Raw genomic sequence first — 20809 nt, 5'->3', positions numbered from 1 at the left:
TTGGTCCTTTAATTAATTGGAAAACATGGCCATTACACCATTTACAAAGCAGCAATTGATACCTCAGGAAGAAAAACTAGAAATCACTCGTCAAAAAAGCGAGTTATTTATTGGAATTCCTAAAGAAACTAGCTACCAAGAACGTCGTATTTGCTTAACTCCAGATGCTGTTCATTCGTTAACTTCACATGGACATCGTATTTTAATTGAAGCTGGAGCTGGTGAAAGCTCAAGCTATAGCGATAAAGAATACAGTGATGCAGGCGCCGAAATCACCCAAGATACCAAAAAGGTTTTTTCTTGCCCCATGCTTTTAAAGGTGGAACCACCAACTATGGCCGAAATCGAAATGATACAATCCAATTCGATACTAATTTCTGCAATCCAATTAAAAACTAGAAAAAAAGAATATTTTGAAGCGCTTTCGCAAAAGAAAATTACCGCGTTAGCCTTTGAATACATAAAAGACGAAGACGGATCCTACCCTGCCGTTAAATCATTGAGCGAAATTGCAGGAACTGCTTCCATACTAATTGCAGCTGAATTAATGATTAATCAGCAATTTGGAAAAGGGCTTTTATTTGGAAACATAACCGGAGTTGCTCCAACAGAAGTAGTTATAATTGGCGCAGGAACTGTTGGAGAATTTGCAGCTAAAACAGCAATTGGATTGGGTGCTAATGTAAAAATATTCGACAATTCGATTACTAAATTGCGTCGTTTACAAAACAATATCAATCAACGAATATTCACATCAACTATACAGCCAAAAGCATTATTAAAAGCTTTAAGACGCTGTGATGTTGCGATAGGCGCAATGAGAGGTAAAGAGCGATCTCCAATTGTGGTAACCGAAACTATGGTTGATTTCATGAAAAAAGGTGCCGTAATTGTTGATGTGAGTATTGATACTGGAGGCTGCTTTGAAACATCAGAAATTACAACTCATGAAAAACCAACTTTTATTAAAAGTGATGTAATTCACTATTGTGTCCCTAATATACCTTCGCGTTATTCAAAAACTGCTTCACTTTCGATCAGCAATATCATTACGCCTTATTTACTTCAAATTGCTGAAGACGGCGGAATTGAAAGTTCGATACGATGCAATTTAGGAATGAAAAATGGCGTATATTTATATCACGGAATTCTAACAAACAAAGCAATTGGAGATTGGTTTGACCTGAACAATAGCGATATTAATTTAATTGTTTTTTAATATTTAGTGCTATCAATTATTGACTTCTTTGCTTTACCTTTGCAGAAATAAAAATTAGAATGAAATTTTACCAGCGTTTTGCCTACTATTTAATCGGATTAGTTATTGGAAGTTTTTTTGTGGCTGCCGTTTTATCTGGAAAAGATTCTCGATGTAACTATTTTCCGAATGCTCGAGTATTAAATGATTTAAGAAACAAACCTTTTAATTACAGCATTGAAGCTTCTCGCAAACTAGCAGAAGATTGGATTGATACGATCGATATTAAAAACACACTAACTTATGGTGATGTAGATTTTGATAAAAGCAATATAAAATATCAAAAAGGAAAGTTGTATATCATAGAAGGCCAAACTATGAGAAAGGACACCATTACGCTTCGAGTTATCAACTACTCTAACAAAGCGGTTTTAGAAGATATCATCAGAAAGAAATAAAAACAAAAAACTCCAATTTTCATTGGAGTTTTTTTATGCTTATTTAATAAATTCTATTTTCTGAGCTTCTTCAGTATTTATGCTGTCAAAAAAACCTTGTTCATTCATCCAGTCGTCACTAAACACTTTACTCATATATCGCGAACCGTGATCAGGGAAAATAACAACCACATTACTTTCCGTGGTAAACTCGCCTTCTTTGGCAAATTGTTTCACCGCTTGTAAAGCAGCTCCAGAAGTGTAACCTACAAATAATCCTTCTTGTTTTACAATTTCTCTTGCAGTGTGGGCACTTTCTTCATCGGTAACTTTCATGAATTTATCAATCGAATCAAAGTCGGTGGCAGTCGGTATTAAATTTTTACCAATACCTTCTATGCGATACGGATATATTTCATCCGTATCAAACTCTTTCGTTTCATGGTATTTTTTCAACACCGAACCAAAAGCATCAACACCTAATATTTTAATATTTGGATTTTTCTCTTTCAAAAACTTCGCCACTCCAGAAATAGTTCCTCCAGTTCCGCTACAAGCTACTAAATGCGTTATTTTTCCGGCAGTTTGATCCCAAATTTCGGGTCCTGTAGAAAAATAATGTGCATCAATATTTAATTGATTAAAATATTGATTAATATAAACCGAACCTTTTGTTTCTTCATGCAAACGCTTAGCAACATTGTAATACGAGCGCTCATCATCTGCAGAAACATTGGCAGGACAAACATAAACTTTAGCTCCAAGACTTCGAAGCATGTCTATTTTATCTTTCGATGATTTAGAAGTAACTGCAAGAATACAGTTGTATCCTTTTATGATGCTAACCATTGCCAAACTAAATCCGGTATTACCCGAAGTAGTTTCAATGATTGTATCTCCAGGAGAAAGAATACCTTTTTTTTCGGCTTGTTCAATGATATATAATGCGATTCTGTCTTTGGATGAATGCCCTGGATTAAAAGCTTCCACTTTAGCATAATAGCTACCTGGAAAGTCTTTGGTAATTCTATTAAGTTTAATAAGAGGAGTGCTTCCTATTAATTCCAGAACATTATTATAGGCTTTTATTTCTTCTTTCATAAAATAAAAAAAATTTGACAGAACCATTACTTAGTATAGGTACCGTAACCTTGCAAATCTAATAAATTAATTTTTAATTTTTTCCAATTCAAGCAAAAAACTGAATTCCTTAGCCAATTCTTTTAAGGCTTCAAATCTACCTGAAGCACCTCCATGACCAGCGTCCATATTGGTGTCTAAAAATAATAAATTCGAATCGGTTTTCATAACTCGTAGTTTAGCAACCCATTTTGCTGGTTCCCAATATTGTACTTGCGAATCGTGCAGTCCTGTAGAAATATACATGTTAGGATAATCCTGTGCAACCACATTATCAAATGGCGAATAAGACAACATGTACTCGTAATATTTCTTTTGATTTGGATTTCCCCATTCGTCGTATTCTCCTGTAGTAAGTGGAATGGATTCATCCAACATGGTTGTAACCACATCAACAAAGGCAACTTGAGCAATGATTCCGTTATATAAATTGGGCGCCATATTAACCACAGCTCCCATTAACAATCCTCCCGCAGAACCGCCTTCGGCATATAAATGCTCTGGAGATGTATATTTTTCTTGAATTAAAAATTCCGAACAATCGATAAAATCAGTAAAGGTATTTTTCTTTTGCAACAACTTCCCGGTTTCATACCAATTTCGTCCTAGATCTTCTCCACCGCGTATGTGCGCAATAGCAAAAATAAATCCTCGATCTAAAAGCGATAATCGTGTTGAAGAAAATGAGGCATCAATAGAATAGCCATATGATCCGTAGGCATATTGTAATAACGGATTTTTACCATCCTTAACCAACTCTTTTTTATAAACCAATGAAATTGGCACCTTAACCCCATCTCTTGCAGTTGCCCAAACACGCTCTTCTTTGTAATTATTTTTATCAAATTTCCCGCCCAATACTTGCTGTTCTTTTAGAACGACTTTCTCTTTAGTTTTCATATTAAAATCAATGACCGAAGAAGGTGTAGCCAAAGACTGGTAGGAATATCTTAATATATCTGTATCAAAATCTACGTTGGTACTTGCACTAGCTGTATAAGTTTCACTTTCAAAAGGTAAATAATAGGCTTCATCTCCATTCCAAGGAATGATTTTAATAGTATTTAAACCGTTGGCGCGTTCTTCAAGAACTAAAAAGTTTTTAAATATCTCAATATCTTCAAGTAATACATCAGCGCGATGCGGAATAACCTCAACCCAATTTTCTTTAGAAGTAGCTGTTTCGGGGGTTTTCATTAACTTAAAGTTCTCCGCTTCGTCTTTATTTGTTAGAATATAAAAACTGTCTCCATAATGATTGATGCTGTATTCTAATCCACGGACTCTTTTTTGGAATAACCTAAATTTTTCATCTGGAGTATTCGCATCCAAGATTTGATACTCTGTAGTTAAGGTACTCCCCGATTCAATCGCTAGGTATTTATTGGATTTTGATTTGGCAATTTCAACATTAAACGTTTCGTCTTTTTCAAAGTAAACCAACACATCTTCTTCCTGGCTTGTACCCAATTTATGTTTGAATATTTTATCAGAACGCAAGGTTACCTGATCTTGACAGGAATAAAAAATAGTTTGATTATCATTGGCCCAAACTGCTGTACCAGTTACATTTTTTATTGTATCCGAAAGTAATTCCCCTGTTAGAAGATTCTTAATCTGAATGGTATAAATTCGTCTGCCAACAACATCTATACTAAATAAAGCCTTGCAGTTATCTAGACTTACTGAAAGTCCGCCTAAATGAAAATACGATTGCCCTTTGGCCAATTCGTTACAATCGAATAGAATTTCTTCGGCAGCTGAAAGGGTTTCTTTTTTTCTTGAATAAATTGGATAATTCTGCCCTTTTTCAAATCGGGTGATGTAATAATACCCATTGTAAAAATAAGGAACCGATTGATCATCTTCTTTGATTCGAGATTTCATCTCTTCAAACAATTCCTCTTGAAAAACTTTGGTATCGGCAGTAACCGAATGGTAATATTCGTTTTCTTTATTTAAGTAATCAATTACTTCTGGATTTTCTCTGTCATTAAACCAATAATAATCATCAATACGGGTGTGCTTGTGTTTTACAAGTTTATGAGGAATTATTTTGGCTACAGGTGGAATTGGTTTTATATTCATTTTATTATGTTTCAAAACTTAGAATTGAATTTCTAGCTAGGAATTTGTAGTAATTATATTAGTAATTGTTTCTATTGAAAGTGGTTTAGACAAATAATCCGTTACAACTGAATTTTGCTTGGCTTTCATCATGTCGTTTGGATTCACTGAAGAACTTAATACAAACAACTTTATTTGGGTATTCATATCAAATTTTATCTTCTCTAACTCATCTATAAATTGCCAGCCATTCATTTGGGGCATATTTAAATCCAAGAAAATATAAAGTCGTGCTACTTGTTGCAAATTTTTAATTCCATCCAAAGCCTCCACAGCAGAATGATAAGACATAACTTCATCTGCAAAATTTTGCTTTACAAACAACCTTTGATGGTAATAATTCATTGCTTGATCGTCTTCAATCAAAACAACATATTTAGATGGAGCTATCATATTTTGGAAATGGTAAAATAAATGACAGTTCCTTTTCCTGTTTCGGATTCAGCCCAAATGGTTCCTCCATGCAAAGCAACTATTTTTTTACAATGCGCTAATCCAATTCCGGTTCCTTCATATTCTGAAGTAGAGTGCAGTTTTTTATAAATAGAAAATATATTTTCTAAATTTTCTGATGGAATTCCAATTCCGTTGTCTTTTACTTGAAACAACCAATCCGATTCTCTTTCGTCTGAAGAAATAAAAATAAAAGGTTGTTCCTCCTTGCGGCTGAATTTAATTGCATTCCCAATCAAATTTTGAAATAACAATCTCAAATGTACCGATGAACCCATTACCGTTGGTAATTTTTCGAAAAGAATCTTTGCGTTGCTTTCTTTTATCGCCAAACTCAAATCTTCTTGTACTTCTTGAATTACCTGATTTAAATTGGTTGCAGCAAAATCGGCTATTGAATTCAATTTGGTGAAATCCAACAACGATTGTATAGTGTTTTGCATCCTTTTGGCCGACTTTGAAATAAAATCTACATAGAGATTTCCTTCAGTATCTAATTGAGAAGAGTGTTCTTCTGCTAGTAATTTAGAATAGGCACTTATTGAATTTAATGGATCTTGCAAGTCGTGTGCAACGGAGTAAACTAATTGCTGTGCTCCTGTATTAGAACTTTCCAGGATATAATACAAATGGTAAACTTCTCCATTTTCTTCATGTTGTACCTTATGAATTTTATCACTAGAAACATCTGTAAAAATAGATGCGATTGATTTATTTTGAATTGAATCTAAATTGGTTTTAAAATGGTTTAAACCTAATTCATTTGCGTGAATAATTACATTATCTGCATTGGCAATAATTGCTGGCAACGGAAATGTATTTATTAGATTCAGCATAGTAAATTAAAATTGCAATTTTGTTAAAGTGTCTACTACATAATTATGCATAACTTCTTTGTAATCTAAATGGGTTACAATTCTTAGCTTTCCATGCCCCATCGAACTAATATAGATATTTTTTTGTTGTAATTTTTCAATAATCCATTTTTCTTCTAAGGTTGGTCGAACCGAAAAAATTAAAATATTAGTTTCTACAGGCTCCACTTTCTCAACCCAATTTAAAGTACTTAACAATTCTCCCAATTCTTTGGCTCTTCTATGATCTTCTTCGAGTCTTGATAAATTATTTTGAATGGCATACATACCTGCAGCAGCTAAATACCCTGCTTGACGCATTCCGCCTCCAAATATCTTTCGAATACGCAAAGCACGTTTAATATCCGCTTTAGATCCCAATAACACAGATCCTATTGGCGCTCCCAATCCTTTGGATAAACAAACCGATATGGTATCAAACAATTCTCCAAATTGTTTTGGATGTTGTTTTTTAGCCACTAAGGCATTCCATAATCGAGCACCGTCTAGATGGTATTTCAAATTATTATCGACACAAACTTGCTTGATTTTTTTCAATTCTTCAATATCGTAACAAGCCCCTCCTCCTTTATTGGTAGTATTTTCAATACTCACTAACGAAGTTAAAGGCGCATGATAAAACTCGGGGTCATTGATGGCATTCTTAACTAAATCGGCAGTTATCATTCCTCTGTCTCCATCTACCAAACAACACGAAACGCCACTATTAAACGAAGCACCTCCACCTTCATAATGATAAATATGAGAATACTTATCACAAATTACCTGCTCACCTGGATTGGTATGTAATTTAATTGCTGTTTGATTCGCCATTGTTCCACTAGGAAAAAATAAAGCAGCTTCCATTCCGAATAACTGAGCCACTGCAGTTTCCAATTCGTTTACCGTTGGATCTTGTTTATATACATCGTCTCCAACCTTTGCATTAAACATAAACTGCAACATTTCATTGCTTGGTTTGGTTACCGTATCACTAACTAAATTTATTTCCATATCAAAATTTGATGCCTTATATTTGCAATTACAAAACTACACAATTTATGACAAATACCGAACAAATAAAAGGTATTGTGGAGCGCCTTGGTGCGTTGAGGAGGTATCTTTGACATTGATGCCAAACTTATAGAAATATCGAACGAAGAAGAAAAGACTTTTGCACCCAATTTTTGGAACAACGCAAAGGAGGCTGAAGCATTAATCAAAAACCTTCGATCCAAAAAGAAATGGGTTGAAGATTTTGAAAAAGGTAATGCGCTTTCTGAAGAACTTCAAATTACTTTTGAATTTTATAAGGAAGGTGATGTAACAGAAGAAGAGCTAGATACCCAATTCGATATCACTAATAATTTCATTGAAGATTTAGAATTTAGAAACATGCTCTCTGCCGAAGGAGACAGCATGAGTGCCGTATTGCAAATAACTGCAGGAGCTGGTGGAACCGAAAGTTGCGACTGGGCTTCAATGTTGATGCGTATGTACATGATGTGGGCAGAAAAACAAAACTACAAAATCAAAGAACTTAACTTTCAAGAAGGTGAAGTTGCCGGAATTAAAACCGTTACACTTGAAATTGAAGGTGATTTTGCTTTTGGTTATTTGAAAGGTGAAAATGGCGTGCATCGTTTGGTTCGAATTTCTCCTTTTGATAGTAATGCCAAACGACATACCTCATTTGCTTCAATTTATGTATATCCGTTAGTTGACGATACTATTGAAATAGATATTAATCCTGCAGATATTGAAATCATTACCTCAAGATCTAGTGGTGCTGGTGGACAAAATGTGAACAAGGTAGAAACCAAAGTGCAATTGTTTCACAAACCAACTGGAATTCAAATTCAGTGTTCGGAAACACGATCCCAGCAAGATAATAGACAACGCGCAATGCAAATGCTTCGCTCTCAATTGTATGAAATTGAATTGAAAAAGCAATTAGAACAACGCGCCGATATTGAAGCTGGAAAAATGAAAATTGAATGGGGTTCACAAATAAGAAATTACGTTATGCAACCCTACAAACTAGTAAAAGATGTGCGTTCAGGCTATGAAACTAGTGATGTTGATGGCGTAATGAACGGCAATATCGATCCGTTTTTAAAATCCTATTTGATGATGATGGGACAGAAAGAAGATTAAATAAATAATTAATAAGCTATACAGGACTTCGACTAATTTTTAAATTATTTAAAAATACTTATTAGTAATTCATAAATTCAAAGTATATTTGCATCGAGGATTCCGAAAGGAAGTTACACCTCACCTCAATAGCCAACTGCTCCAGGTTGGCTTTTGTATTTTATAACACTTTACTTATCAGACAATTAATAAGCAATAAGCTGTTTTAATTCTTTTTCAAATCGGGCTTTTGGCAGGTATTGATCCTCTAATGGTTTTACAAATGGAATCGGACTTTCAATACTTCCCACCCTGAGAACAGGAGCATCCAAGTATTCAAAACAATTTTCCATTACTAAAGCTGAAATATCACTTGCAATTCCACCAAACAAAGTATCTTCTTGTAAAATGATGCACTTACCTGTTTTCTTAACCGAAGCGTAAATGGCATCCACATCCAAAGGCTGAAGTGTTCTCAAATCAATAAGATCTGCTTTAATATCCGGATTTGAATTTAATACTTCTAACGCCCAATGTACTCCTGCTCCATAAGAAACGATAGTAACCGACTCCCCTTCTTTAATTAGTGCGGCTTTACCAAAAGGAATAGTATAATAATCTTTTGGCACATCTTGATATACCGAACGATACAATTGCTTGTGCTCAAAAAACAACACCGGATTTGGGTCGTTAATTGCCGTATTCAACAAGCCTTTTACATCATAGGGAAACGCAGGATAAACCACTTTTAATCCGGGAGTTTTAGTAAACCATGCTTCATTGGTTTGCGAATGAAAAGGACCTGCTTGAGTACCTCCACCACAAGGCATACGAACCACAACATCTGCTTTTTCATTCCAACGGTAATGTTGTTTAGCTAATAAATTTACAATAGGATTAAATCCTGTGGAAACAAAATCGGCAAACTGCATTTCAACTATGGCTTTGTGCCCGTTTATAGACAATCCCATAGCGGCAGAAACTACTGCGCTTTCACAAATTGGCGTATTACGAACACGCTCTTTTCCAAATTGCTCGACAAAGCCTTCGGTTATTTTAAATGCCCCGCCATATTCGGCTATATCTTGCCCCATAATAACCAAATTATCATGACGCTCCATTGATTGTTTTAAAGCTTGTGAAATTGCATCAACAACACGAATATTTTCTACTTCATTATTTGATTTAATGTCTTCAAAATCATATTCTTGATACACATCATTTAATTCTTCACTTAAATCTGCTTCAATATCCGGTTGGCTTTGGGTAATAGCCCAATTTTCATCAATTTCAGCTTTTATTTTTGCCGTGATTTCTGCATCCATTTCTTCCGAAAGTACACCAGAAGCAACCAAATAATTTCTATAATTCGCCACCGGATCTTTTACAGCCCAAGCGTCCATTAATTCTTGCGGTACGTATTTGGTTCCGCTGGCTTCTTCATGCCCACGCATTCTAAAAGTTTTAAACTCCAATAATACAGGTCGCGGATTTTCAGCTAATGAAGCTTTTAATTCACTAATCTTAGCATATACTTCTAAAATATTGTTTCCATCTAGAATATGGCTTTCCATTCCGTAACCAATTCCTTTATCAGCCAAATTCTCGCAACGGTATTGTTCGTTGGTTGGCGTAGACAATCCGTATCCATTATTTTCAATCACAAACAAAACGGGCAAATCCCAAACCGAAGCAATGTTTAACGCCTCATGAAAATCACCTTCACTGGTAGCGCCTTCACCGGTAAAAACAGCGGTTACCTTTCCGTTTCTTTTTAATTTATTTGCTAAAGCAATCCCATCAGCCACTCCAAGTTGAGGTCCTAAATGGGAGATCATACCGATAATTTTATATTCTTGTGTTCCAAAATGAAAGCTGCGATCACGCCCTTTGGTAAATCCGTTTTTCTTTCCTTGCCATTGTGAGAACAAACGATGTAACGGAATAGCTCTTCCCGTAAAAACACCCAAATTTCGGTGCATTGGCAAAATATACTCATCCGAATCTAAAGCCGCAGTAATTCCAACAGAAATTGCCTCTTGTCCAATTCCAGAAAACCATTTCGACACTTTGCCTTGACGCAAAAGTATCAGCATCTTTTCTTCAATCAATCTAGGTTTTAATATTCTAGAATATAAATCAAGTAACTCTTCGTTTGAGAAGTCTTTTCTATCAAAATTCATTGGTGTAATTTTAGCGAATCAAAAATATAAAAAAATAACCAACGCTTAAAACTATTTATTATGGAATTCTTGAATTTCATCAAAAGAAACCTCAATTAATTGAAAGAAAACCAATTGAATATTCAAATAACTCTTAATTCATCAATTGCAGCAGAAGGAAAAACATTTGGTTTAAACCCAACAAATAAATCCTAACAATATTGGAATAAATGTTAATAAATTTCTTTTCACAATCTATTTCTTTAAGATATATTTGTAAAAAATAATATAAGATGAAGTTTATTGTATCCAGCTCGTATTTATTAAAACAATTACAAGTTTTAGGTAGCGTTATTAATAGCAGCAACACCTTGCCTATTTTAGACAACTTTTTATTTGAATTAAATAAAAAGACTTTAACTGTTTCGGCATCTGACCTTGAAACAACAATGTCTGCTACTTTAGAAATCGAATCTACTGATAACGGAAGTGTTGCAGTTCCTGCAAAATTACTTTTAGATATACTAAAAACGTTTCCAGAGCAACCTTTAACTTTTACAGTTGAAGAAAACAGCACAATCGAAATCAGCTCCAATTCGGGTAAATATGCTATTGCGTATGCTCCAGGAGAAGAATTCCCTAAATCGGTACAATTAGAGGATCCATCTTCTACAATGGTTCCAGCAGAAGTGTTGGCAACTGCTATTAGCAAAACTATTTTTGCTGCAGGAAATGATGATTTACGTCCCGTTATGTCGGGAGTATTCTTCCAATTTTCTCCAGAAGGATTAATCTTTGTAGCTACTGATGCGCATAAATTAGTTAAATATACTCGCACTGATGTAAAAGCTTCTCAAGTGGCTGATTTCATTATGCCAAAGAAACCGCTTAACATCTTAAAAAGTATTTTAAGTACTTCTGATGCTGAGGTTAAAATTGATTATAACGATGCCAATGCGACTTTCTCTTTTGAAAACTACTTGTTGATTTGTAGATTAATTGATGGAAAATATCCAAACTACGAAGCAGTAATTCCAAAAGAAAATCCAAACAAATTATTAATTGACAGAAATCAATTTTTTAGTTCGGTTCGTCGTGTGGCTATTTTCTCAAATAAAACAACACACCAAATTCGTTTAAAAATTGCAGGAGCTGAATTAAATATTTCTGCTGAAGATATTGATTACTCAAACAAAGCAGAAGAAAGATTGACTTGTGATTACCAAGGTGATGACATGCAAATTGGTTTCAACTCGCGTTTCTTATTGGAAATGCTATCGAACTTACAATCGGATGAAATTCAATTGGAAATGTCTATGCCAAATCGTGCTGGAATTTTAACTCCAGTTGACGGATTAGACGAAGGGGAAACCGTTACCATGCTTGTAATGCCGGTAATGCTTAACAACTAAAACAAACCAACCTAAAAACCATCAGAGAGCCGGCTTAATTAATTTAAGTCGGCTTAATTTTTGGAAGGAGATTTAACAAATTCTTCTAAACTGACTAACTGAATTTCATTCCTAAAATTGTACTTTTGCGTTTTTACAAAACCTATGCTAGAAAACGAAAATAATATTGAAGTAATTGGTGCTCGAGTGCACAATTTAAAGAATATCGATATTTTAATTCCGAGAGAGAAACTAGTTGTTATAACTGGACTTTCGGGATCTGGAAAATCATCGCTAGCTTTTGATACAATTTATGCCGAAGGGCAACGTCGTTACATTGAAACATTTTCAGCTTATGCGCGACAATTTCTAGGTGGATTGGAGCGTCCTGATGTAGATAAAATTGACGGACTATCTCCTGTAATTGCTATTGAACAAAAAACAACAAGTAAATCGCCTCGCTCTACTGTTGGAACCATAACTGAGGTATATGATTTTCTGCGGTTATTATATGCTCGTGCTGGAGAGGCCTACAGTTACAATACCGGAGAAAAGATGGTTTCCTATTCGGATGAGCAAATTCAGAATTTAATCACGGAAACATTTAACGGAAAACGAATTAATGTTCTTGCTCCAATAATTAGAGCTCGTAAAGGACATTACGCCGAATTGTTTCAACAAATAGCCAAACAAGGATTTGTAAAAGTTAGGGTTAATGGCAAAATAGTGGACATTACTCCCGGAATGAAATTGGATCGTTATAAAACCCACGATATTGAAATTGTAATTGATCGAATGCAAGTGGAAGCTACTGCAGACACTCAAAAACGATTGTCTGAAAGTATAAAAACGGCCATGTATCACGGAGAAGATGTTATGATGGTTATGGAGCACGAAAGTAATGAAGTGCGTTTTTTCAGCCGAACTTTAATGTGTCCAACAACCGGAATTTCCTATCAAAATCCGGAACCCAATTTATTTTCATTTAATTCTCCAAAAGGGGCGTGTGAACATTGTAATGGATTGGGAATTGTAAATGAAATCAACCGCAAAAAAATAATTCCAAATCCGAAATTATCAATTCAAAAAGGAGCATTAGCTCCACTTGGCGAATTCAAAAGTTCTTGGATGTTCAAACAACTGGAAATCATCGGTGAAAAATACAAATTTAAATTAACCGATCCCATTGAAACCCTTTCGGAAGAAGCGATTGAAATGATTTTGAATGGCGGAAATGAAAAATTTTCGGTGGTTTCTAAAACGGCTGGAGTTACCAAAGAATACAAAATTGATTTTGAAGGTATTTCAAAATTCATAAAAAACCAATTTGACGAAAGCAACTCGAGTTCTATAAAACGTTGGGCCAAAGAATATATGGATGAAATGGCTTGCCCGGAATGTCATGGTTCGCGTTTAAAGAAAGAATCGCTTTTCTTTAAAATAAACGATTTGAATATCGCATCACTTTCTGCTATGGATATTTCCGAATTGGCTCCGTGGTTTCAAGCGTTACCTGAAAAATTATCAGATAAACAAAAAACAATTGCGCTAGAAATCTTAAAGGAAATCAACGATCGCATTCAGTTTTTACTTGATGTGGGATTAAATTATTTGTCCTTAAACAGAAGTTCAAAATCCTTATCGGGAGGTGAAGCACAACGCATTCGATTGGCAACTCAAATTGGATCGCAACTTGTTGGCGTGCTTTATATATTGGATGAACCGAGTATTGGTTTGCACCAAAGAGACAACGAGCGCTTAATTAATTCCTTGAAAAACCTTAGAGATATTGGCAATTCGGTATTAGTTGTGGAACACGACAAAGACATGATTGAATGTGCAGATTATGTAATTGACATCGGACCCAAAGCAGGAAAATTTGGTGGCAATATCATCAGCAAAGGTACCCCTGCCGAATTATTAAAAGAACACACGCTTACGGCTCAATATTTAAACGGTGAACTTCAAATTGAGATTCCAAAAAAACGAAGAAGCGGTAACGGAAAGTTCATCAAACTTCATGGCGCCTCAGGTAATAACCTAAAAAATGTTTCAGTGGAATTTCCGCTTGGCAAATTAATTTGTGTGACTGGAGTTTCCGGAAGTGGTAAATCTACTTTAATTAACGAAACGCTCTACCCTATTTTAAATGCACACATTTTTAATGGCGTAAAAAAACCACAACCTTATAAAAAGATTGATGGATTAGAACACATTGATAAAGTAATTGACATCGATCAAAGTCCGATTGGGAGAACACCTCGTTCCAATCCGGCAACATACACTGAAGTATTCTCGGAGATTCGAAGTTTGTTTACTATGACTCCAGAGGCCATGATTCGCGGCTACAAAGCGGGACGATTCAGCTTTAATGTAAGCGGCGGAAGGTGTGAAACGTGTGAAGGATCGGGAGTGCGAACTATTGAAATGAGCTTCTTACCTGATGTATATGTAGAATGTGAAACCTGCCAAGGCAAGCGTTTTAACAGAGAAACATTAGAAATAAGATATAAAGGGAAGTCCATTTCTGATGTGTTAAATATGACGATTGATGAGGCGGTAGATTTCTTTGAAATGATTCCGAAGATTCACAGAAAACTAAAAACCATTCAAGATGTGGGCTTGGGCTACATTACTTTAGGGCAGCAAAGTACTACCCTATCAGGTGGTGAAGCCCAGCGAATTAAATTGGCAGCAGAATTATCTAAAAAAGATACCGGAAATACTTTTTACATTATGGATGAGCCTACAACGGGCTTGCACTTTGAAGACATTAGAGTATTAATGGAAGTCATTACCAAATTGGTAGACAAAGGAAATACGGTACTAATCATTGAACATAATTTGGATGTAATTAAGCTAGCCGATTATATTATCGACATTGGACTTGAAGGAGGAAAAGGTGGTGGCGAGTTACTTTGTAGTGGCACACCAGAAGAAATAGTTAAAAACAAAAAGAGTTACACTGCGCAATTTTTGAAAAAAGAATTAAATTAGCAGAAAGATAAAACCTGAAATTATGAGCAAGAGCAATTACGAAAACGAGGACCACAGAATACATGATAAATTCAAGCAAAAAACTTGGAATGAAATTCGAAGCAACGATTCTTGGGCGATTTTTAAAATCATGTCGGAGTTTGTAAATGGCTACGAAACTATGTCTCGAATTGGACCTTGTGTTACCATTTTTGGATCAGCAAGAACCAAACCGGAAGAAAAGTACTACCAATTAGCCGAAGAAATCGCCTATAAAATCAGTAAAGCTGGTTACGGAGTGATTACTGGTGGAGGTCCCGGAATTATGGAAGCCGGAAACAAAGGAGCGCATCGTGGAGAAGGAACATCGGTTGGATTAAACATTGAATTGCCATTTGAGCAACATTTCAATCCGTACATTGATAAAGATAAAAACTTAAACTTCGATTACTTTTTCGTGAGAAAAGTAATGTTTGTAAAATACTCCCAAGGTTTTGTAGTAATGCCAGGAGGCTTTGGAACTTTAGACGAATTGTTCGAAGCAATCACGCTTATTCAAACTAAAAAGATTGGAAAATTCCCTATTATTTTGGTTGGTACCGAATTTTGGTCGGGGTTGTTGGATTGGATAAAAAATGTACTAATCGACAAACAAAAAAATGCCAATCCAGAGGATTTAAATTTAATTAAAGTCGTTGATTCTGCAGAAGAAGTAGTTGAAGCACTTGACAATTTCTACAAAAAATACAATTTAAGTCCGAACTTCTAATTTATGTTTTTCAACTCATTACATTTCGCTATTTTTCTTCCAATAGTATTTATTTTGTATTGGGTTATTGGCGCTAAATCGAAAATAAATCAAAATTACATACTGATTTTAGCGAGCTATTATTTCTATTCGTGTTGGGATTGGAGGTTCTTGTTTTTATTGGTTTTCTCTACTTTATTGGATTATGTTTCCGGAATGAAAATCGAAAATAGTCAAACACCATTCGAACGGAAAATGTGGCTTTGGCTTTGCATATCCATCAATTTAGGATTTCTTGGCGTATTTAAATATTACAATTTCTTTGCCTCTTCTTTTGCCGAATTAGTCCATTCATTTGGATTTACGGCAAGTCCGATTTTATTAAAACTGATACTTCCTGTTGGTATTTCCTTTTATACCTTTCACGGTTTATCTTACATCATTGACATATATTACAAACGAATTAAAGCCGAAAAAAACTTTGTAGATTATTCGTTATTTGTAAGTTATTTTCCGTTGTTGGTTGCCGGACCCATTGAGCGTGCAACGCATTTATTACCGCAATTAAAAGTAAATCGGAAGTTTGAATTTAATAAAGCCAAAGAAGGAATTTACCAAATTGTATGGGGCTTGGTGAAAAAAGTGGTTATTGCCGATTCGTGTGCAATTTATGCCAATGAAATTTTCAACCATTACAATTCCATGAATTCGTGGTCATTAATTTTGGGAGCCATTTATTTTGCCTTCCAAATTTATGGCGATTTTTCAGGGTATTCCGATATAGCTTTAGGGACCTCCAAATTATTTGGAATCGACTTATTACGCAACTTCAATTATCCCTATTTTTCAAGAGATATCGCCGAGTTTTGGCGCAAATGGCACATTTCACTTTCTTCTTGGTTTCGTGATTATTTGTACATTCCATTAGGCGGAAGTAAAGGAAACAAACTGTTTCAAGTTCGTAATACCTTTATTATTTTTCTCGTTAGCGGATTTTGGCACGGAGCCAATTTCACCTATGTTGCTTGGGGATTGATAAACGCATTATACTTTTTACCGTTATTGCTATTAAATCAAAATCGAAAAAATGTAGCCGATTTTACTTTAGGTTTCAACTTTGATTCCGTTCGAACACTTTTAAACATCCTAACTACATTTGCCTTAACCTGTATTGCATGGATCTTTTTTAGATCCAAAACCATTACTGATGCTTTTTTGTACATCAAAAGAATGTTTGAGAATCAAAAATTCTCTACCGAATATTTCCGAATTGAGCGCTACAGCAATGAGTTGTTAGCGTTAGTTCTTATTTTTGTTATAATCGAATGGAATAACCGCCATAAATTAGAACCTATTTCGGGTAAATGGAGTTGGTTGAAATTAAGTTTGTGTTTGGCAGCCATTGTATCGCTTGGCATCTTTTCAGATTATAAAGAATTCATTTATTTTCAATTTTAATGAAACAGTTTTTACTTTTTTTGGCAAAAGGGTTAGCCTTACTTCTAGTAACTTTAGTGTTACTGGATGTTTTGTATACGGCTGTTTACATTCAATCGAATTCTAGAAGTAAAATTGATTATTTGTTTAATTCCAAAGACAAAAATTACGATGTAGTTTTCCTAGGCTCTTCTCGAGTAAACAATCATTTTGTTCCTAAAATTTTCAACGAAATAGGTTATAAAACCTTCAATTTTGGCATCACTCGCTCAAGACTTGAAGAATCCGTCTTGATGCTGCAAATGATGGTAGAACGAAATTACAAAATCGATTGTTTGATCTTGCAAGTTGATTTAAACATCAATACCAACGACCATTCGGAAGCAATTCGTTCTTTGTTTATGCCTTACTTGCATACTTCAAAAATCGTGAGAGATTATTATCGAACTATTCCAGAATACAACCAATTGCTATACATTCCGTTTTACCGGTACATGCATTATGATGCGCGCATTGGGTTTCGAGAAATGTTCTTTTCTGCAATTCACAAAAAAACTAATGTGTTAGAAAACGAAGGTTTTCATCCCTTATTAAAAGACCAAAGACCAATGGTTCCGGCTGATTTATCTAAATATTATCCAAAAAGAAATAAAGGATATGAAGCCATAAAAGCCATTTGCAAGAAAAACAACATTCGATTAATTGCATTGACTACACCGATGTGTATGGAAACTATAAATCGGGATTATTTCAATCACATTCAGAAAGTCTATCCAGAAATCCTTAGATTTGAAAATGCAGTAACCGACGATAAGTATTTTTCTACCTGTGGACATTTAAATAAAGATGGCGCAACAGAATATACCAAAGTGGTATTTAATGCGCTCTTCAAACCAAAAAAATAGTGAAATTATTCAACTACATACTAATTCTTTTTGCATTTGTTGCAAATGCCCAACACCAATCAAAATTAGTAGTTGAAGTTAATCACGAGAAAAATTCACTTACAATAAATCAAGAGTTAACCTACTTTAATCAGTCGAAAGATACTTTAAGTTCTATTGTATTAAACGATTGGAACAATGCTTATTCAGACAATACGACCCCACTTGGAAAACGATTTTCTGATGAGTTTTTAAGGAGTTTTCATTTTGCTTCCGATAAAGAACTCGGAAACACAAAAATTAATTCCATAACAGATGAATCCAAAACTGAACTAAATTGGATTCGCCCAACCGACTTTCCGGATCTTGTAAAAGTCGAATTGACTAATAAATTAGAGCCCGATCAAAAAGTAAAGCTTATTTTAAGCTATAACCTTAAACTTCCATCCGATCAATTTACTGGTTATGGCTATAATGCGAATGGAAATCTTAATCTGAAAAATTGGTACTTGACCCCTACTCGTTTCGAGAACTCTAACTTTATAACATACAGCAATCTGAATTTGGATGACGCACCCAATGCGCTTTCTGATGTAGATTTAAAAATTACAGATCCACTAGGATATGCAGTAATTTCCGATTTACCTTTGTATGAAAAAGAGGATTCGAGCTACCATTTCATTGGAACCAATCAATTGACGGTTAATTTACTTATTCAAAAAAAGAATGATTTTTTGAGTTTTACGAATAATAACTTGGAAATTACGACCAACCTTGAAAGCAAGATTAGTGAAGAAAACAAAATTGGATTAATAAATAAAATTATTTCGTTTACGGAACAAAATTTAGGTAAATATCCAAAATCAAAAATCACCGTTTCTCAAGCAGATTATGAGCAAAACCCATTTTATGGATTGAATCAATTGCCCTCTTTTATCAATCCGTTTACAGCGGATTATGTCTACGAAATGAAGTTTTTAAAAACGTATTTAAATAACTATTTAAAAACTACTTTACAACTGGATCCAAGAAAGGATAATTGGATTTACGATGCGATTCAAATCTATTATATGATGAAATATGTAGAGGAGAATTATCCCAAAACGAAAATGGTGGGCAGTATTTATAAATTCAAAATTTTGCAAGGATATAATTTAGTTTCATTAGATTTTAATGGGCAATACAATTATTTCTATTTGCTTATGGCCCGAAAAAATTTAGATCAAGCCTTGGGTGAACCAAAAAACAATTTAATAAAGTTTAACGAAAAAATAGCTTCTAAATACCGTGCTGGTTTAAGTTTTAACTATTTAGCTGATTACATTGGAAAAGAAAATTTGAATAAATCAATCTCCGAATTCCTAACGTATTCGATGAATAACTATTCAGATACCAACCAATTAAAATCGATAATTAGTTCGAATACCACAAAAGAAACAGAATGGTTTTTTAATACAATAATTAGCACTAGGAAATTAATCGATTATAAATTTTCATTGGTAAATAAAACAGCCGATAGTGTTTCATTTCAATTAAAAAATAAAACGGGGGCCCAAGTCCCTATTTCTGTTTTCGGAATAAAAAACAAGCAAATTGTTTTTAAAGAATGGATTTCAAATGTAAAAGAAGACAGTATTTACACCTTTAAAAGATGGGATGCAGATAAAATTGTAATCAATTACAATGGCACAGTGCCCGAATTTAACCAAAGAAACAATTGGAAATCCCTAAAGGACGGCAGCTTGCTCAACAAGCCCGTTAAGTTTAATTTAATGAAGGATTTGGAAGATCCCAAATTCAATCAAATATTGTATGTGCCCATTTTAGAATATAACTTTTACGACGGTTTTATTCCTGGAATTCGTTTCCATAATAAAACCATGTTAGACAAACCTTTCAATTTTGACATCACCCCTTCCTATTCAACAAAAACTAGCTCTTTGACGGGTAGATTTTCATTGTTTGCAAATCAATATAATCGAGAAAGTAAGCGTTATTTTATTCGCTACGGGCTGAGTGGGGAAAATTACCATTATGCACCTGATGCCTATTACAACAAGTTAAATCCTTTTGTATTGATTAAATTTAGGGAAGATGATTTACGAAACAATCATTTTAGCAACCTAGTTATCAGACAAATATATGTAAACCGAGAAGAAAGCAAATTTGTAACAAACGATATTGAAGGAAATTATTCTGTTTTTAATCTTCGATACGCGGATGTTAAAAATGAGATAACTGATTATTTTTCATATACCACCGATTTACAATTGGCCTCTTATTTTGGAAAAGCTTCAACGAGTATTAGCTATAGAAAATTATTTAAAGGCAACCGCCAAGTTAATTTACGCCTCTTTGCTGGAGTTTTCATGTATAATAAAACCAATTCCAATTACTTTAGTTTCGCCTTAGATCGCCCAACCGATTACCTCTTTGATTACAATTATTTAGGTAGATCAGAAAGCTCCGGACTATTCAGTCAGGAGTACATTCAAGCGGAAGGCGGTTTCAAGTCAAAATTAGCGCAACCACTTGCAGATTCATGGATGACAACTTTAAATGGTAGTTTTAATATCTGGAATTGGATTGAAGTGTATGGCGATTTAGGAGTGCTAAAAAACAAAAATCAAAAAGCGCAATTTAGATATGATAGTGGAATTCGATTGAATTTGCTTACCGACTATTTTGAACTGTATTTTCCAGTACAATCTTCGAATGGATTTGAAATTACCCAAACAAAATATGCCGAAAAGATTCGATTTATGATGACATTTTCACCTCAAGTTCTTGTTGGTTTATTTACTCGAAAATGGTTTTAGTAAAACCAAATGCATTTTAGAATTTGAACAAAGAATATAAATTAGTT

At 34.4% G+C, this 20809-nt stretch carries 15 protein-coding genes; 9 read left to right on the top strand and 6 right to left on the bottom strand.

Annotated elements, in window-relative coordinates; genetic code table 11:
• Positions 1-25 precede the first annotated feature (25 nt).
• Positions 26-1219 (top strand): alanine dehydrogenase, encoded by a 1194-nt coding sequence (locus ABWO08_RS08390; RefSeq protein ID WP_353085116.1) that lies wholly within the window; start codon positions 26-28, stop codon positions 1217-1219.
• A 59-nt stretch (positions 1220-1278) separates the two neighbouring features.
• Positions 1279-1656 (top strand): DUF4258 domain-containing protein, encoded by a 378-nt coding sequence (locus ABWO08_RS08385; RefSeq protein ID WP_353085114.1) that lies wholly within the window; start codon positions 1279-1281, stop codon positions 1654-1656.
• Positions 1657-1695: 39 nt separating this feature from the next.
• Here the strand turns inward: ABWO08_RS08385 and capA are convergent, their stop codons facing one another.
• From capA to ABWO08_RS08360, 5 genes are all read right to left on the bottom strand, one after another.
• Positions 1696-2736 (bottom strand): cysteate synthase, encoded by a 1041-nt coding sequence (capA, locus tag ABWO08_RS08380; RefSeq protein WP_353085112.1) that lies wholly within the window; start codon positions 2734-2736, stop codon positions 1696-1698.
• A gap of 66 nt (positions 2737-2802) precedes the next feature.
• A complete protein-coding gene (locus ABWO08_RS08375; RefSeq protein ID WP_353085111.1) occupies positions 2803-4863 on the bottom strand; it encodes a S9 family peptidase in 2061 nt (686 codons plus the stop codon).
• 36 nt (positions 4864-4899) lie between these two features.
• The gene (locus ABWO08_RS08370) at positions 4900-5295 is read right to left on the bottom strand and encodes a response regulator (protein ID WP_353085109.1); all 396 of its coding nucleotides are present in this window, start codon (positions 5293-5295) and stop codon (positions 4900-4902) included.
• A complete protein-coding gene (locus ABWO08_RS08365) occupies positions 5292-6191 on the bottom strand; it encodes a sensor histidine kinase (RefSeq protein WP_353085107.1) in 900 nt (299 codons plus the stop codon). The genes ABWO08_RS08370 and ABWO08_RS08365 overlap by 4 nt, the downstream gene beginning before the upstream one ends.
• Positions 6192-6197: 6 nt before the next feature.
• On the bottom strand, positions 6198-7223 hold the full coding sequence (locus tag ABWO08_RS08360; protein ID WP_353085105.1) for a threonine aldolase family protein: 1026 nt from the start codon (positions 7221-7223) through the stop codon (positions 6198-6200).
• Between the two features lie 47 nt (positions 7224-7270).
• On the opposite strand from ABWO08_RS08360, the gene prfB reads away from it, so the two are divergent.
• Positions 7271-8366, top strand: a protein-coding gene (gene prfB, locus ABWO08_RS08355; protein ID WP_353085103.1) for a peptide chain release factor 2 whose coding sequence is annotated in 2 segments (ribosomal slippage) — positions 7271-7333 and positions 7335-8366 — 1095 coding nt in all. Because the reading frame shifts where the segments join, the coding sequence is not laid out codon by codon here.
• Between the two features lie 185 nt (positions 8367-8551).
• Here prfB and ABWO08_RS08350 read toward each other — a convergent pair.
• Positions 8552-10528 carry an alpha-ketoacid dehydrogenase subunit alpha/beta gene (locus ABWO08_RS08350; protein ID WP_353085101.1) on the bottom strand — a complete coding sequence of 659 codons (1977 nt, stop codon included), beginning with the start codon at positions 10526-10528 and terminating at the stop codon, positions 8552-8554.
• A gap of 272 nt (positions 10529-10800) precedes the next feature.
• On the opposite strand from ABWO08_RS08350, the gene dnaN reads away from it, so the two are divergent.
• From dnaN to ABWO08_RS08320, 6 genes are all read left to right on the top strand, one after another.
• Positions 10801-11919, top strand: a complete 1119-nt coding sequence (gene dnaN / locus ABWO08_RS08345) for a DNA polymerase III subunit beta (protein WP_353085099.1) — start codon at positions 10801-10803, stop codon at positions 11917-11919.
• Between the two features lie 144 nt (positions 11920-12063).
• Positions 12064-14895 carry an excinuclease ABC subunit UvrA gene (uvrA, locus tag ABWO08_RS08340; RefSeq protein WP_353085097.1) on the top strand — a complete coding sequence of 944 codons (2832 nt, stop codon included), beginning with the start codon at positions 12064-12066 and terminating at the stop codon, positions 14893-14895.
• 22 nt (positions 14896-14917) lie between these two features.
• Positions 14918-15643, top strand: a complete 726-nt coding sequence (locus ABWO08_RS08335; protein ID WP_353085095.1) for an LOG family protein — start codon at positions 14918-14920, stop codon at positions 15641-15643.
• Between the two features lie 3 nt (positions 15644-15646).
• The gene (locus tag ABWO08_RS08330; RefSeq protein ID WP_353085093.1) at positions 15647-17080 is read left to right on the top strand and encodes an MBOAT family O-acyltransferase; all 1434 of its coding nucleotides are present in this window, start codon (positions 15647-15649) and stop codon (positions 17078-17080) included.
• A complete protein-coding gene (locus tag ABWO08_RS08325) occupies positions 17080-17964 on the top strand; it encodes a hypothetical protein (protein WP_353085092.1) in 885 nt (294 codons plus the stop codon). Before ABWO08_RS08330 ends, ABWO08_RS08325 begins: the two co-directional genes overlap by 1 nt.
• Entirely contained in the window at positions 17964-20762 is a 2799-nt protein-coding gene (locus ABWO08_RS08320) for a gluzincin family metallopeptidase (protein WP_353085091.1), read from the top strand. The genes ABWO08_RS08325 and ABWO08_RS08320 overlap by 1 nt, the downstream gene beginning before the upstream one ends.
• Positions 20763-20809 lie beyond the last annotated feature (47 nt).

It is taken from the genome of Flavobacterium sp. (genome assembly GCF_040383245.1).
In the GTDB taxonomy this organism is placed as follows: Bacteria; Bacteroidota; Bacteroidia; order Flavobacteriales; family Flavobacteriaceae; genus Flavobacterium.
The sequence above is the reverse complement of the archived record's forward strand: the minus strand, read 5'-3'. Positions and strand labels throughout refer to the sequence as shown.

Coding starts and splice junctions, on each gene's coding strand:
- ABWO08_RS08365 (WP_353085107.1), bottom strand. CDS start 6,191: ATGCTGAATCTAATAAATACATTTCCGTTGCCAGCAATTATTGCCAAT.
- ABWO08_RS08325 (WP_353085092.1), top strand. CDS start 17,080: ATGAAACAGTTTTTACTTTTTTTGGCAAAAGGGTTAGCCTTACTTCTA.
- uvrA (WP_353085097.1), top strand. CDS start 12,064: ATGCTAGAAAACGAAAATAATATTGAAGTAATTGGTGCTCGAGTGCAC.
- ABWO08_RS08375 (WP_353085111.1), bottom strand. CDS start 4,863: ATGAATATAAAACCAATTCCACCTGTAGCCAAAATAATTCCTCATAAA.
- capA (WP_353085112.1), bottom strand. CDS start 2,736: ATGAAAGAAGAAATAAAAGCCTATAATAATGTTCTGGAATTAATAGGA.
- ABWO08_RS08370 (WP_353085109.1), bottom strand. CDS start 5,295: ATGATAGCTCCATCTAAATATGTTGTTTTGATTGAAGACGATCAAGCA.
- ABWO08_RS08385 (WP_353085114.1), top strand. CDS start 1,279: ATGAAATTTTACCAGCGTTTTGCCTACTATTTAATCGGATTAGTTATT.
- ABWO08_RS08335 (WP_353085095.1), top strand. CDS start 14,918: ATGAGCAAGAGCAATTACGAAAACGAGGACCACAGAATACATGATAAA.
- dnaN (WP_353085099.1), top strand. CDS start 10,801: ATGAAGTTTATTGTATCCAGCTCGTATTTATTAAAACAATTACAAGTT.
- ABWO08_RS08330 (WP_353085093.1), top strand. CDS start 15,647: ATGTTTTTCAACTCATTACATTTCGCTATTTTTCTTCCAATAGTATTT.
- ABWO08_RS08350 (WP_353085101.1), bottom strand. CDS start 10,528: ATGAATTTTGATAGAAAAGACTTCTCAAACGAAGAGTTACTTGATTTA.
- ABWO08_RS08360 (WP_353085105.1), bottom strand. CDS start 7,223: ATGGAAATAAATTTAGTTAGTGATACGGTAACCAAACCAAGCAATGAA.
- ABWO08_RS08390 (WP_353085116.1), top strand. CDS start 26: ATGGCCATTACACCATTTACAAAGCAGCAATTGATACCTCAGGAAGAA.